The following is a 12,945-nucleotide window of genomic DNA, read 5'->3' on the forward strand; positions in this document are numbered from 1 at the left end:
TCCTAATTCGCGTTCAGAGTGTCTGAGAGGCTGTCAAAAGCGGCAAGTGCGTCGCGTCGCGTCGCAGCGGCGCTGGCCCAGTCCTGAAGCTCGGCCTTGCCAGCGTCCGGCAGGGCGTCAATTGTTGTCAAAGCTGCGTCCAGATCACCCGCCTTGATCGCCGCCTCGGCACGCGACAACACCGCATCGGGGTCATCCCCTTCACGAGGTGTCAAAGATCGCGCCCCAAGCTGGTCCTTGAGAAAGAAGGTCAGCCGTTCCGTCGGACTGTCACCTGCGGTTGCCTTTAACGAGGCCGACAACGCCGCCCGCGCACCGGTCGCGAACTGATCTTCCAGTGCCTTACCTGTCGGAACGCCAGTATCAGCATTGGCGGCAAGCGCCTCCGGCACATCCGTCGCCGCTGCAATCTCCGGCACGATCGGCGCATAAGGGGCGCCTGTCGTCAACGCGGTGCGCAACGCATTCAACGCCCCGCGCGCCTTGGCACGGGCTTCAGCCTGCGCGGCACTTTCCTGCTGTGCTTGCGCGGTCGCAATCTGGCCCTGCGTCAATTCACGCATCTTGTCCAAACTGGCTTCCAGCGTCTCCATCTCGGCCCGCTGCGCGTCCAGTTTGGCCTGCACATCAGCAGGCAGCGGCGCAACCTCTTGCGCCGGAATCTCGTCGATGCGGGTACTCAGCGCGGCGCGTTCCTCGGCATTCGCGGCCTGCGCTGTATCCAAAGCACTCTGCAAATCCGCTATTTTCTTGGATTGCTCGGCGAATATCGCGTCAAGATCAGCACCACCGCCAAAGACAGGCCATTCAGCCGCCTTGAAATATATCGCGCCACCAAATCCGATCACTGCGGCCAAAGCGCCGCCCAGCAGGGCCGACCAAAAGCCGCCCCGTTTCTCAACCACGGTAACCGGAGCAGAAACGGGTACAGGCTCCTCCGCAATCGTCTCGACCTCGGGTTCGTCCACCGGTTTGGCATCTTCGCCATCATCGGCGGCACCCTCGTCGACAACCTCACCATCAACCACCACTTCGCGGTGGGTTTCCACGGCTGGCAACTGGTCCGATGCCTCATCGTCTGGCGCGTCACTCTCGCCCATGCGCACACCTTCAGCCTTGGTATCAGCCATCGCGGCATCCAACTCGTCAAACTCGGCGTCTTTCACGACGCCGGATATAGCGCTGGCTTTTGACGAGCCCGGTTTTGAATCGGTCGTGGAGGTCTTGGACGGAGTGTTCTTCTTGCGGGCCAAGCGCGTATTCCTTTTCGCTTCAATCGCGGGGCGACTCTATTTTACCTACCGCCACGCCCGACCTTAGACCAACAGCTAACCCACGCTCAAGCAGAACACCTAATCGCGTGCACGTTCAATGGCGTGTAACATCGCCACGGCATCCGGCGCATCCGCAACACGTGCCACATGCAACCCCGCGTCCTGCGCCACCTTTGCCGCGGAGTCGCTGATGACTATGACGTCCAGCGTCGCAATTTCCTTACCGGTCAACTGTTTCGCAAACAGCGCTGCACTTCGCGGGGAAAACAGCGGCACGATCAACTTGTGTGCCCTCCCCAACGCCGCCCGCGCCTCGTCCGACAGCGGCACCGCGCGCTGCTCATAGACGGTCAGGGGCACCGCCCCCATATCTACATCCCCCGCCACATGCCGCCCTCGCGCATGGGCCAGTCGCATCCCCTGCGCGCGATCCGCCAGCAAGGTATTCAGGTCGCGCAAATCACCATCCGCGCTTTCGGCGTCAAACCCAGCGTCCCGCGCTTCCTGTGCGGTACGGTCACCTACGCAAAACGCCCGCCCGCGCCATTCGCTACCCCGCACGAACCCGCGCACGCCATTTTCCGAGGTGAACACCATCGCGTCAGGTGCCTGTTCCAATGGCTCAAAGTCCAGAAACACCGTCTCCATCAGCGGCGACAAGATCACTGGCGCGGCCAAGTCAGCGGCAAAGCGCTCCCCCGCGGCTTTGGGGCGGGTCAGTAGGACGGTGGCTGGGATTGTCTGTGTCATGGCAAAGGTGTTACCCCTTGCCAAAGCCCCGCACAACAGGCCCGACCCTTGGCGCAAACCCTCACCATCCTTGGTATCGAAAGCAGCTGCGACGACACCGCCGCCGCCGTGGTGCGCCATACTGACGGCCAGCCGCCGGAAATCCTGTCAAACGAGGTCTTCGGCCAGACCGACCTGCACGCCGATTTCGGCGGCGTGGTCCCCGAAATCGCCGCCCGCGCCCATGCCGAGAAACTGGACGTCATGGTGGAAACCGCCTTGGCCACCTCCGGCTTGACCCTCGCGGATATGGACGCCATAGCCGTCACCGCAGGCCCCGGCCTGATCGGCGGAGTCATGTCCGGCGTGATGTGCGCCAAGGGGCTGGCCGCTGGATCGGGCAAGCCGCTGATCGGGGTGAACCACCTTGCAGGCCACGCCCTGACCCCGCGCCTGACGGATCAGCTAGAGTTCCCCTATCTGATGCTCCTCGTCTCCGGCGGGCATTGCCAGTTCCTGATCGCCCATTCTGCCACCAAGTTCCAACGCCTTGGCGGCACCATCGACGATGCGCCGGGCGAGGCGTTCGACAAGGTGGCAAAGCTCATCGGCCTGCCGCAACCCGGCGGCCCATCCATCGAGCAGGCCGCAAAACACGGCGACCCCAAATCCCACAAGCTGCCCCGCCCTCTGCTGGACCGCGAAGGCTGCGACATGTCTTTCTCCGGCCTCAAAACCGCTACTCTGCGCGCCCGCGATGCACTGATCGCGGCACAAGGCGGGCTGCATCCACAGGACCAAGCCAACCTGTCCGCCAGCTTCCAAGCCGCCGTGACGGACGTTCTGACCGAGAAAACCCGCCGCGCCTTGGCGCAATACCTCGCCTTGAAGCCTGCACAACCGGCCATCGCCGTCGCCGGTGGCGTCGCCGCGAACCAGTCCATCCGCGGCAGCCTTTCCAACTTGGCCGACCAGCATAACGTCCGCTTCACCGCCCCGCCGCTAAAGCTGTGCACCGACAACGCCGCGATGATCGCTTGGGCGGGGATGGAGCGCTTCCGCCTTGGCTTGATCGACGATATGACCCTCACCGCGCGGCCCCGCTGGCCGCTGGACGCCGCCGCCCCTGCCATGCTGGGCTCTGGCAAAAAAGGAGCGAAAGCATGACCAAGATCACCGTCGCAGGCGCAGGTGCATTCGGCTCCGCTCTAGCCGTCGCCTTGGACATGGCTGGCCGCGAGGTCACGCTGGTGGGCCGCAACGTCGACGCCTTCCAGACCAGCCGCGACAACCCGCGCCTAAAGGGTGTGCCAATTCCTGAGAACATCACCCTCACCACCGAGCTAAACGTCACCCAAGACGACCTGCTGCTGCTCGCCGTTCCGATGCAGGCCATGTCGGGTTATCTGGAAGACACCAAGCCCAAGCCAAAGGCCGCCATCGCGTGCAGCAAAGGCGTGGACCTCGCCACCGGACGTGGCCCGACGGCAATCATCAACGACCTGCTAGATGTGCCATCTGCGATCCTCACCGGACCCAGCTTCGCTGCCGACATTGCCCGTGGTCTGCCCACCGCGCTGGTCATCGCCACCGAAAGCGATATGGGCGAGGCATTGCAGGAGGCCCTGTCCACCGACACCCTGCGCCTTTATCTGTCCCACGACCCCATAGGCGCGGAGCTTGGCGGCGCGTTGAAAAACGTCATCGCCATCGCCTGTGGCATCTGCATCGGCGCGGGCCTCGGCGAAAGCGCGCGCGCTGCGCTCATGACACGCGGCATGGCCGAAATGTTGCGCATGGCCGTCGCCATGGGCGCCAAGCCCGAAACCCTTGCCGGCCTCGCTGGTTTCGGCGATCTGGCGCTCACCTGCACGTCCGAGCAATCGCGCAACTTTACCTTCGGCCTGTCCCTTGGTGGAAAAGGCCCAGCGCCCACCGCCACGACCGAGGGCCGCCATACCGCCCGCGCCATCGTGAAGCTGGCCGATGCCAAAGGCGTGGATATGCCCATCGCCAAAATGGTCGCCGGGGTGGTAGAAGAGAAACTGACACTGGAACAGGCGGTCTCGATGCTGCTGTCCCGACCGCTGACAAAGGAATGGCCCTATGCTTATCGCCCTGATTTGCACCGATAAACCCGACCACCTCGATACCCGCAAGGCAAACCGCGACGCACATGTGGCGTATCTGAAAGCCTCCGACTGCGTCTTGCAGGCTGGCCCGTTCCTTAATGAGGTCGGCGATATGTACGGCTCGCTTATCGTGCTGGATGTGGAAGACATGGACGCCGCCCACGCTTGGGCCGCCGCCGACCCCTACGCGCAGGCTGGCCTGTTCTCCGAAGTGCGTCTTGAGCAGTGGAACAAGGTGATCGGCTGATGCGCTACTGGTTGTTCAAATCCGAGCCGTCCACTTGGTCATGGGACGATCAGGTCGCCAAAGGCGACGCGGGCGAGGAATGGGACGGCGTGCGCAACTATCAGGCCCGCAACTTCATGCGGGAGATGAAACTCGGGGATCGCGGCTTCTTCTACCACTCCCAAAAGGACCGCGAGATCGTCGGCATTGTCGAGGTCTGCGCCGAGGCGCATCCTGACAGCACCACGGACGACGACCGATGGGAATGCGTGGACATCAAGGCGGTCAAGCCCTTGAAAACAGGCGTCACGCTGGGCCAAATCAAAGCTGACGGGCGCTTCGACGAAATGGCGCTGGTCAAAAGCTCGCGCCTTTCGGTTCAGCCCGTGACTGCACAAGAATGGGCCATGATATGCGACATGGGCGGCCTTTAGCTGACTAGGTGGCTCTCCAGTGCTTACTCCGGCAAACAAGGCGCGAGCGTTTTGATATACGCCGTGCCCATAGTGACAGCGAGACTTCGCGAGCGGTGGATTAAACGAGGCTTCTGGTATATTTTGCCCCAGTACGAGAGCGAGAAATCGGTATGTCACAGTTCACAAATTTAACCGAGCGCCGCACCAGCATCGACGATATCTTCGACACATTGCACGAGGACATTGTCACGCTAAAGCTGATGCCCGGCACGAAAATCTCCGAGGCCGAGATCGCCAATCAGTTTTCGGTCTCCCGCCAGCCAGTCCGTGACGCGTTCTCTCGCTTGGGCAATCTCGGGCTGCTGCTGATACGGCCTCAGAAGGCGACAGTTGTTCGCAAGTTTTCAATTCCCGAAATATTCCACGCCCGTTTTGTTCGCACCGCGATCGAGGTCGAGGTCCTGCGCACTGCGGTCCTCAAATGGTCCGACACCGACACAACACCCATTCGCGAAAACATGAAGCAGCAGGTTGCTGCGGTGAAGGCCCAAGACACCGACCGTTTCCACGGGTTGGACTATGAGTTCCACAAGCTGCTCTGCGCGGCGGCAGGCTTCGAAATGGCGTTCGAGACGATTGCCGAAATGAAAACCAAGGTCGACCGCCTGTGTCGCCTCTCGCTTGAAGAGCCGACCGAAATGAAAGTTCTGCTCGAAGATCACGAACGCATCCTCTCGGGGTTGGATAGCAATGACTTTTCGGCGTTGGAGACAGTAATTCGGACCCATCTCGCGCGGCTGGACTCTGTGGTCGAAAAAGTTCGGCTACAGCATTCAGAGTACTTCGAATAACGGCACCCATCAAAAAGTTGGGCGCTGACTGACTTCGCTGCTACCCTTGCCGTACAACTGGGTTGGAGGAGCATATAATGGGATTTCTATCAATTATCGTCGCCGCAATTGCTGGATTCGCTTTTGGCGCGGTTTGGTACATGTCACTGGCCAAACCATGGGTGGAGGCCGCAGGCATCAAAACCGGCGCTGACGGAAAGCCAGAAAACAACTCGATGACCCCGTTTCTGATGGCCGCCGCTGCGATGGTCATTGTCGCAGGCATGATGCGCCACACCTTTGCAGCCTCTGGAATAGACACCGCGATGTCGGGGCTGGTCGCGGGCTTGGGCATCGGTCTGTTCTTCATCTCGCCGTGGATCATGATTAACAACGGATATGGCGACCGTCCGTTCAAGCTGACGTTGATCGACGGCGGCTATGCCACGTTCGGCTGCGCGCTGATGGGCTTCGTGCTGGGCCTGTTCTAAAGCCGCAAACCCGACGCAAAAATGAAAAGAGGGTCCCGACCCCCCGGAACCCTCTTCTACCCCACGTGTTTGGTTACTCGCACCACGTGTCTTGAAAACTGGATCCGGCCATACTGGCTCGGTGTCTTAGGGGTAGCCGCCTCAAACGCGCATTGCAAACAAACTATCCGCGCAATTCGATGCCCATTTCTTTCAAATTTTTCAGACTTATAGGGCAATCATAAAAAACGCCCGCTCGAAAACGGGCGGGCGTTTTGAATTTGCACAAGAGCAGTAGGGCTTAGCCGTACACCGCCTCTTTGTTGAAATGCTTGGTCAGCATGTAATACACCACAGCGCGGTACTTGTTGCGCTCGGATTTGCCATAGGTTTCGATCACCGAGTTGATGGCTTCCATCAGCTGCGGGCTGTCGGACAGGCCCAGCTTCTTAATCAGGAAGTTGTTCTTAACGGTTTCCAGCTCTTCCGGCTGGCTGCCAGCAACTGTCGATGCGTCGGCATTGTAGATCGCCGGACCGCAACCGATAGTGACCTTGGTCAGCAAGTCCATGTCTGGCGTCATGCCACATTTGTTTTTCAGATCGTCCGCATAGACAGCGATCAGCTCGTCACGTTTTCCCATTGAAATATCTCCCACCAATGTTCGGGCACATCAGGCCCCGTTTCAGACCTCTAAAAGGTCTTAAGGCGAACAATACTGGCTAAATCAGCCAATCCAAAGGAAAAATGCCGATACTTTTCCCCGCAGGCGGCATCAAGCCTAGCGGCAGGTTCCCCAGCCATTATTCTGAAAGTGAAAATGGTCCGCATGAAGCGCGTTATACTCTGGTCCCAGCACCGTCGAGAACCATTGGCAGCCCGTGTCGCGCAGGTCACGAAGGAAGGATTTTTGTGCAGGAGTTCCGTCCCAGTCCGCAAGCAAATCCATCCGCGTTCCATCCACAAGAACCACGCCGCGAATATCGATCGACGCCGCTGTGGCATGGGTGCTCATCCGGTTGCTTGTGCCTCGGATAGGCCGACAATTGTAGCTTCCGATATGCCGGATTTCACTAACTCCCTGGCCAAAATTCTTTTGTGCAGCGGGCTGCACCCCGTGCTGCTCCCACATGGTGAGCCGAAGGGCAGTTTCGCATGCCGTCTCGATTTTGCGCAGCTTGGATGCGCCCGCGTAAGTAAGTTCCACACGATTGGCGATGCCGCACCGCTCTCCACCTAGCAACGGGTCCATCGCCCGAAACTGCGCCGCTTGCGCCAAAACACGCAAACACGCCTCTGGCTCGTCCAGTACACGACGCAGTTTGAAATGAGTCACTGGCGTCACAGGATCGGACAACACCAATTCACGCAGCGGGTTCCATTCGCGCGGCACAGGGCTGCGCGGATCGGTAAACGCCCAGTAAACGCCAAACGCCACCGCAGCAAAAACCGCGGTGGCGCTCAGAATACTCAGCAAGATGCGAAAGGTGGCGATAGTGTCGCCCCCTTAATAACGATAATGCTCTGGCTTGAACGGACCGTCAGGCGACACGCCGATATAGGCGGCTTGATCTGCGTCCAGTTTCGACAGCTTCACCCCGATACGATCCAGATGCAGGCGGGCGACTTTCTCGTCCAGATGCTTGGGCAGGATGTAAACGTCGTTCTTGTAGGCCTCGGTATTGGTCCAAAGCTCCATCTGCGCCAGCACCTGGTTGGTGAAGGATGCGGACATCACAAAGGACGGGTGGCCGGTGGCGTTGCCAAGGTTCAACAAACGGCCTTCGGACAGCAGGATCAAGCGGTTGCCCGAAGGCATCTCGATCATGTCGACCTGTTCCTTGATGTTGGTCCACTTGTGGTTCTTCAGCGAGGCCACCTGGATCTCGTTGTCGAAGTGGCCAATGTTGCCGACAATCGCCATGTCCTTCATCTCGCGCATATGCTCGATGCGGATCACATCCTTGTTGCCGGTGGTGGTGATGAAAATATCGGCGGAAGATACAACGTCCTCCAGCAGCACCACCTCAAAGCCGTCCATCGCAGCTTGCAGCGCGCAGATCGGGTCAACCTCGGTGACCTTCACCCGCGCACCAGCACCACGCAGGGAGGCGGCAGAGCCTTTGCCCACGTCGCCATAGCCCATGACCACAGCCACTTTACCGGCCATCATGGTGTCGGTGGCGCGGCGGATGCCGTCGACCAGAGATTCCTTGCAGCCGTATTTGTTGTCGAACTTCGACTTGGTGACAGAGTCGTTCACGTTGATCGCAGGGAACGGCAGCTCGCCCTTCTTCACTAGATCATAGAGACGGTGAACACCCGTGGTGGTCTCCTCGGAGACACCCTTGATCTGGTCGCGCATCTTGGTGAACCAACCGGGGCTGGCTTCCATGCGCTTCTTGATCTGGGCTTGAATGGCTTCTTCTTCCTCGGAGGTCGCAACGCCAAAGGCTTCGCCGCCTTCGATGCGAGCACCCAGAAGAATATACAGCGTCGCGTCGCCGCCATCGTCGAGGATCAGGTTCGGGCCGTCAGGGAACATGAAGGATTTGTCGAGGTAGTCCCAATGCTCTTCCAGAGACTGGCCTTTGATCGCGAACACAGGCGTGCCGCCAGCCGCAATCGCAGCCGCAGCGTGGTCTTGCGTCGAGAAAATGTTGCACGACGCCCAGCGCACGTCAGCGCCGAGTGCCACCAATGTTTCGATCAGCACGGCGGTCTGGATGGTCATGTGCAAAGAGCCAACGATGCGCGAGCCGGCCAGTGGCTGGCTTTCACCGTACTCGGTACGCAGCGCCATCAGGCCCGGCATTTCGGTTTCAGCAATATCAAGCTCTTTGCGGCCAAAGGCGGCAAGGTTGATGTCTTTGACGATGTAGTCGTTGGCCATTGTATCACGGTCCTCATGGGAATTTGCGCTTCGCGTAACAGCTAAACGCCCCGATCTCAATAGGTCACGACCCTGTGGTGCCTTGTTCGTTGGGCAAGCCAGCCATCAATGCGTCAGCATCCATACGGGGTGACCAGTTGTCGCCTTGGGCCAGCGCGCAGCTTGTCCCGTTATCGTTGTAGCTCACCACGGTCCAAGTCCCGCCAATACCTGACGCCCAGACGATTGTGCCGTCTTCGTCCATCACAGCGGGGGTTTCGTCATACCAATCGACAAGGGACGCCTCCATCTCTTCCGTGGCCATGCAGACCACGTCGTCCTGCGCGAACGCAGGCAAGGTGCTAAGGGCAAGTACAGCGGCTGTAAAAAGCGGTTTCATCGTTTTCTCCTTCGGGGGTAGAACAGTGAAACCGCGCAGAAGTTCCGGACGATCACGAAAAGGTGGGATAGACATGAAACAACCCCGCGCATGGCAACGTATGCTGTCCGGCCGCAGGCTGGACCTGCTGGACCCGACCCCGATGGACATCGAGATCGAGGATATCGCCCACGGGCTGGCCTTCGTGGCGCGCTGGAACGGGCAGACCATGGGCGAATTCGCCTATTCCGTGGCGGAGCATTCCGTGCTGGTCGAACGGCTCTACTCTGTCGCAAACCCCAATGCGCCGGTGAAATGGCAACTGGCCGCCCTGCTGCATGACGCGCCGGAATACGTGATCGGGGATATGATTTCGCCGGTGAAAAACGCCGTGGGGCCGGGATATGCAGAACTCGACGACCGGCTGACCGCCGCGATCCACCTGCGCTTTGGCCTGCCTGCAGCGATTCCGGTGGCGGTGAAAAAGCAGATCAAGAAGGCCGACAAGCTGTCCGCGTGGCTGGAGGCGACGCAGATCGCGGGGTTTTCCATTGAGGAGAGCAACAAATTCTTCGGCGCACCACGTGGCAGCATACCCCTGCCCGACAAGCTGGTCCCGCGCCCGCCGATGGAGGTGAAGGCGGAGTTTCTGGCCCGCTTCAACGCATTGTCGGAAGCGTTGTGATTATCCGCAGGGTGAAGCCGCAAGACCGCGACGCCATGACTGCGATCCTGAACGAGGTCATCGCGATTGGTGGCACCACCGCCTATCAGAAGCCGATAGGCCCATCGCATTTCGACCGGTTTATCACTCCCGAAGATGACCAGACTTTTCTGCATGTGGCGGAGGCTGATGGCGAGGTTGTCGGCTTTCAATGGATGAGCCCCGACAAGGAAGGAATGGGGATCATCGCCACCTTTGCACGACCCGGAACCGTGCAACGCGGTATCGGCTCGGCGCTGTTTCAACAGACGCTGAAATGTTGTCGTGACGCAGGGTATACGCTGCTCGATGCCACCATCCGCGCCGACAATACTGGCGGGCTGGCCTACTATTCCAAGATGGGGTTCGAGGACCATTCGGTGACCCGCGCGGTGCCTTTGGCCGACGGAACACCCGTGGACCGCGTCCACAAGCGGATGCACCTGAGGTAACCCATGGGTTACGCTGCACTGTAGCGGTCGTTAACCAGCTTTTGCAGGCCCGCAAGGCGATGGCCCTCCGTGCGTTTACACCTGTTTCGGGGTGGTTAACTCAATCAAATCAAAAAGCGGGTGTTTTTGATTTGATTAGCGCCGCAGCCATATTCATCCCGCCGCCGATTTCAGCCATCTGGTGAAGGTTTTCAGCGCGTCCGACCGAGGCACAGGGCGGGTCGCTAGGTAGTAGCCGAGCGTGGAAACCGGCGCTTCTTGCAAGCAGACCAGCGAGCCGCGTTGCAGGTCGCCCTCCACCATGGCGCGGGTCTGGATGGACAAACCAGCGCCCGCCCGCGTTGCCGACAGCACCAGCGAATTGGTGGGCAGGTCGGTGCTGGGGGTACAGGACAGGTCCAGCCCGACCTCCTCGGCCCAGACGCGCTGCTCCATCCGTCCGGCCTCGAACACCCATGGCAGGGAACACAGGCCCAGCATGGAGGTGTCGGTCGCTTTGGCCGCCAGTTCAGGGCAGGCCACGACGACATAGTTGGCGTGGACCAACAGCTCCGCCTCTAGCCCTGCCCAGTCGCCGTGACCGTAGCGGATCGCCAGATCGAAGCCGTCGCGGCGCATGTCGACGACTGCGTTGGACGGCTGCAAGGCGACCTCTATGTCGGGATGCTCTGCCCAGAACGCGCCGATGCGCGGCATCAGCCAGTTTTCCGCGAAGGTCGAGGTTAACGCGACCCTTAGCGGCTGGTTCTGCCGCAGCGCACGGATGTCGCGCACGCCGCTGGCAATGGTTCCAAATCCCTCGCCCAAGGACAGCGACAACGCCCGCCCAGCCTCTGTCAGCGCCATGCCGGTGCCTTCGCGGAAGGCCAGTTCCGCGCCGAACTCCGCCTCCAGCCCGCGCACATGCTGGGCGATTGCAGCATGGGTGACGTTCAATTCCCGCGCTGCCGCCGAGAAGCTACCAAGCCGTGCGGTGGCTTCGAACGCCTTGAGCGCTGACAAAGACGGAATATCGCGCCAATCCATCAGATATATGAAAGTTGAACTAACATATGTGAAATCATACTGACGTGCATGGCAAAGGCAAGAGGCGCATATTGGGTCATCACTTCATAGAAGGACTACCACCCATGTTTAGTATCATCGCCGAAAGTATGCTCACAGCCATCCGCCGCCGCGCGGACTTTCCCGATCATCTGAAAGATCACGCCGACCGCTATATCCGCAGCCCCCGCGCGGCGCGGCGGGACGGCGTGTCGCGACGCTCCGAGCGGTATGGACGCGACCTATGGTAGCGACCTCCCTCGGAGTGCTGGACCGTGAGGCCGCCACGTTTGCCCTGAAATGGGCGGCCTCACTGGTCCAGATCGCAGGCTACACCACGACAGCGTTCGGGATGGCACCTTTAAACATCTACCTGTTTCTAGTCGGCCTGATCGGCTGGTTCGCCGTGGGTGTTCTCTGGAAAGACCGCGCCATCATGCTGATCCACGCCGTCGCACTGGCGGCGATGGGGGCGGGGCTACTTAGCAGCTAAGCCCTGCGCTACCTGCTGCGTTGGTCCAGCCGCGGAACTCCCCCGCGGCGAAGACCAGCGTGGTGCCGTCGGGCCATTCGACCTGTTGCCTGCCGCCCGCGCAATCGCGCGTGGCGGTGGGTCCGCGTCCGACCAGTTTGGTCATGGCAGGGACGGTGGAATGATCCGTGCGCCCGAAATCAATACGCTGCGCGCGGTCGGACAGTTGAACACCGTTCGCATCAAGTGTGTAGGGGATCGGGTCTGAGCGCGGTGCCGTTGGGACCGTCGGGGCGCAGGCCGCCAGCAGCAGGACAGCCGCCAGCGCACGTTTCATTTCGGCGACCGCTTGGCGAGGATGCGTTGCAGTGTACGGCGGTGCATGCTCAGACGGCGCGCGGTTTCGGAGACGTTGCGGTCGCACAACTCATACACCCGCTGGATATGCTCCCAACGCACACGGTCGGCGGACATCGGGTTTTCCGGCGGGGGCGGCAACTCGTCACCATTGGCCAAAAGCGCGTTGGTGACGTCATTGGCGTCGGCGGGCTTGGACAGGTAGTCCGTCGCGCCGATCTTCACGGCAGCAACTGCGGTGGCAATCGCGCCGTAACCGGTGAGCACCACGATCTTGGCGTCTGGCCGCTTCTCGCGCAGCACTTCGACCACATCGAGACCGTTGCCGTCACCAAGGCGCAAATCAATCACGGCATAGGCAGGCGGACGGGCCGTTGCGATGGCGCGACCGCCGGCAACAGTCTCAGCCATCTCGGGGGCGAAGCCGCGTTTTTCCATGGCACGTGCCAATCGGCGCAGAAAGGGTTCATCATCATCGACAAGCAGCAACGAATTGTCTTCGCCAATCTCTTTTAGCGCATTGTCGCCCATGGAAAATTCCTTGAATTGCTGCTCTGTTACAAGGTTTAGGTCGCAAGGGGAGGCACGT

General features: G+C 60.4%; 19 protein-coding genes. 10 read left to right on the forward strand and 9 right to left on the reverse strand.

The genetic code is table 11. The features are described from left to right. Window positions 1-2: 2 nt before the first annotated feature. Complete coding sequence (locus BCF46_RS15050; protein ID WP_121026046.1) at window positions 3-1,253, reverse strand: COG4223 family protein; 1,251 nt, start codon at window positions 1,251-1,253, stop codon at window positions 3-5. A 99-nt stretch (window positions 1,254-1,352) separates the two neighbouring features. Continuing rightward, window positions 1,353-2,024, reverse strand: coding sequence for a uroporphyrinogen-III synthase (locus BCF46_RS15055; RefSeq protein ID WP_170157949.1), 672 nt, complete (start codon window positions 2,022-2,024; stop codon window positions 1,353-1,355). A gap of 48 nt (window positions 2,025-2,072) precedes the next feature. On the opposite strand from BCF46_RS15055, the gene tsaD reads away from it, so the two are divergent. The 6 genes from tsaD to BCF46_RS15085 all read left to right on the forward strand — a co-directional run bounded on the left by tsaD (window position 2,073) and on the right by BCF46_RS15085 (window position 6,098). Further along, complete coding sequence (tsaD, locus tag BCF46_RS15060) at window positions 2,073-3,170, forward strand: tRNA (adenosine(37)-N6)-threonylcarbamoyltransferase complex transferase subunit TsaD (protein ID WP_121026052.1); 1,098 nt, start codon at window positions 2,073-2,075, stop codon at window positions 3,168-3,170. Further along, on the forward strand, window positions 3,167-4,138 hold the full coding sequence (locus tag BCF46_RS15065) for an NAD(P)H-dependent glycerol-3-phosphate dehydrogenase (protein WP_121026055.1): 972 nt from the start codon (window positions 3,167-3,169) through the stop codon (window positions 4,136-4,138). Before tsaD ends, BCF46_RS15065 begins: the two co-directional genes overlap by 4 nt. Next, complete coding sequence (locus tag BCF46_RS15070; protein WP_121026603.1) at window positions 4,110-4,382, forward strand: YciI family protein; 273 nt, start codon at window positions 4,110-4,112, stop codon at window positions 4,380-4,382. The genes BCF46_RS15065 and BCF46_RS15070 overlap by 29 nt, the downstream gene beginning before the upstream one ends. Continuing rightward, complete coding sequence (locus BCF46_RS15075; protein WP_121026058.1) at window positions 4,382-4,795, forward strand: EVE domain-containing protein; 414 nt, start codon at window positions 4,382-4,384, stop codon at window positions 4,793-4,795. The genes BCF46_RS15070 and BCF46_RS15075 overlap by 1 nt, the downstream gene beginning before the upstream one ends. A gap of 152 nt (window positions 4,796-4,947) precedes the next feature. Then, window positions 4,948-5,628 carry a GntR family transcriptional regulator gene (locus BCF46_RS15080; protein WP_121026061.1) on the forward strand — a complete coding sequence of 227 codons (681 nt, stop codon included), beginning with the start codon at window positions 4,948-4,950 and terminating at the stop codon, window positions 5,626-5,628. Window positions 5,629-5,705: 77 nt separating this feature from the next. Continuing rightward, a complete protein-coding gene (locus tag BCF46_RS15085; protein WP_121026062.1) occupies window positions 5,706-6,098 on the forward strand; it encodes a DUF1761 domain-containing protein in 393 nt (130 codons plus the stop codon). A 280-nt stretch (window positions 6,099-6,378) separates the two neighbouring features. Here the strand turns inward: BCF46_RS15085 and BCF46_RS15090 are convergent, their stop codons facing one another. The 4 genes from BCF46_RS15090 to BCF46_RS15105 all read right to left on the reverse strand — a co-directional run bounded on the left by BCF46_RS15090 (window position 6,379) and on the right by BCF46_RS15105 (window position 9,349). Further along, the gene (locus BCF46_RS15090; RefSeq protein WP_121026065.1) at window positions 6,379-6,720 is read right to left on the reverse strand and encodes a DUF2853 family protein; all 342 of its coding nucleotides are present in this window, start codon (window positions 6,718-6,720) and stop codon (window positions 6,379-6,381) included. Between the two features lie 138 nt (window positions 6,721-6,858). Next, window positions 6,859-7,554 (reverse strand): extensin-like domain-containing protein, encoded by a 696-nt coding sequence (locus BCF46_RS15095; RefSeq protein ID WP_121026067.1) that lies wholly within the window; start codon window positions 7,552-7,554, stop codon window positions 6,859-6,861. A gap of 30 nt (window positions 7,555-7,584) precedes the next feature. Continuing rightward, on the reverse strand, window positions 7,585-8,970 hold the full coding sequence (gene ahcY, locus BCF46_RS15100; RefSeq protein WP_121026070.1) for an adenosylhomocysteinase: 1,386 nt from the start codon (window positions 8,968-8,970) through the stop codon (window positions 7,585-7,587). Window positions 8,971-9,034: 64 nt separating this feature from the next. Then, the gene (locus BCF46_RS15105; protein WP_211332826.1) at window positions 9,035-9,349 is read right to left on the reverse strand and encodes an S-adenosyl-L-homocysteine hydrolase; all 315 of its coding nucleotides are present in this window, start codon (window positions 9,347-9,349) and stop codon (window positions 9,035-9,037) included. Window positions 9,350-9,422: 73 nt separating this feature from the next. Here BCF46_RS15105 and BCF46_RS15110 point away from each other — a divergent pair, with 73 nt between their 5' ends. Together BCF46_RS15110 and BCF46_RS15115 are read left to right on the forward strand one after the other, a co-directional pair. Further along, a complete protein-coding gene (locus BCF46_RS15110; protein ID WP_121026073.1) occupies window positions 9,423-10,013 on the forward strand; it encodes an HD domain-containing protein in 591 nt (196 codons plus the stop codon). Then, window positions 10,010-10,483, forward strand: coding sequence for a GNAT family N-acetyltransferase (locus BCF46_RS15115; RefSeq protein WP_245990174.1), 474 nt, complete (start codon window positions 10,010-10,012; stop codon window positions 10,481-10,483). The genes BCF46_RS15110 and BCF46_RS15115 overlap by 4 nt, the downstream gene beginning before the upstream one ends. Before the next feature lie 153 nt (window positions 10,484-10,636). On the opposite strand, the gene BCF46_RS15120 is transcribed toward BCF46_RS15115, so the two are convergent. Further along, complete coding sequence (locus BCF46_RS15120; RefSeq protein WP_121026076.1) at window positions 10,637-11,509, reverse strand: LysR family transcriptional regulator; 873 nt, start codon at window positions 11,507-11,509, stop codon at window positions 10,637-10,639. A gap of 104 nt (window positions 11,510-11,613) precedes the next feature. Here BCF46_RS15120 and BCF46_RS19800 point away from each other — a divergent pair, with 104 nt between their 5' ends. Both BCF46_RS19800 and BCF46_RS15125 read left to right on the forward strand, forming a co-directional pair. Continuing rightward, window positions 11,614-11,778 (forward strand): hypothetical protein, encoded by a 165-nt coding sequence (locus tag BCF46_RS19800; protein ID WP_162848086.1) that lies wholly within the window; start codon window positions 11,614-11,616, stop codon window positions 11,776-11,778. After that, the gene (locus tag BCF46_RS15125) at window positions 11,772-12,020 is read left to right on the forward strand and encodes a DUF6552 family protein (protein WP_121026079.1); all 249 of its coding nucleotides are present in this window, start codon (window positions 11,772-11,774) and stop codon (window positions 12,018-12,020) included. Before BCF46_RS19800 ends, BCF46_RS15125 begins: the two co-directional genes overlap by 7 nt. Here BCF46_RS15125 and BCF46_RS15130 read toward each other — a convergent pair. Both BCF46_RS15130 and BCF46_RS15135 read right to left on the reverse strand, forming a co-directional pair. Next, a complete protein-coding gene (locus tag BCF46_RS15130) occupies window positions 12,010-12,336 on the reverse strand; it encodes a hypothetical protein (protein WP_121026081.1) in 327 nt (108 codons plus the stop codon). The genes BCF46_RS15125 and BCF46_RS15130 overlap by 11 nt on opposite strands. Further along, window positions 12,333-12,887: an ActR/PrrA/RegA family redox response regulator transcription factor gene (locus tag BCF46_RS15135; protein WP_121026084.1), complete on the reverse strand. Its 555-nt coding sequence runs from the start codon at window positions 12,885-12,887 to the stop codon at window positions 12,333-12,335. Before BCF46_RS15135 ends, BCF46_RS15130 begins: the two co-directional genes overlap by 4 nt. Window positions 12,888-12,945 lie beyond the last annotated feature (58 nt).

Origin of the sequence: Litoreibacter meonggei, assembly GCF_003663885.1 — a bacterium.
GTDB lineage: Bacteria > Pseudomonadota > Alphaproteobacteria > Rhodobacterales > Rhodobacteraceae > Litoreibacter > Litoreibacter meonggei.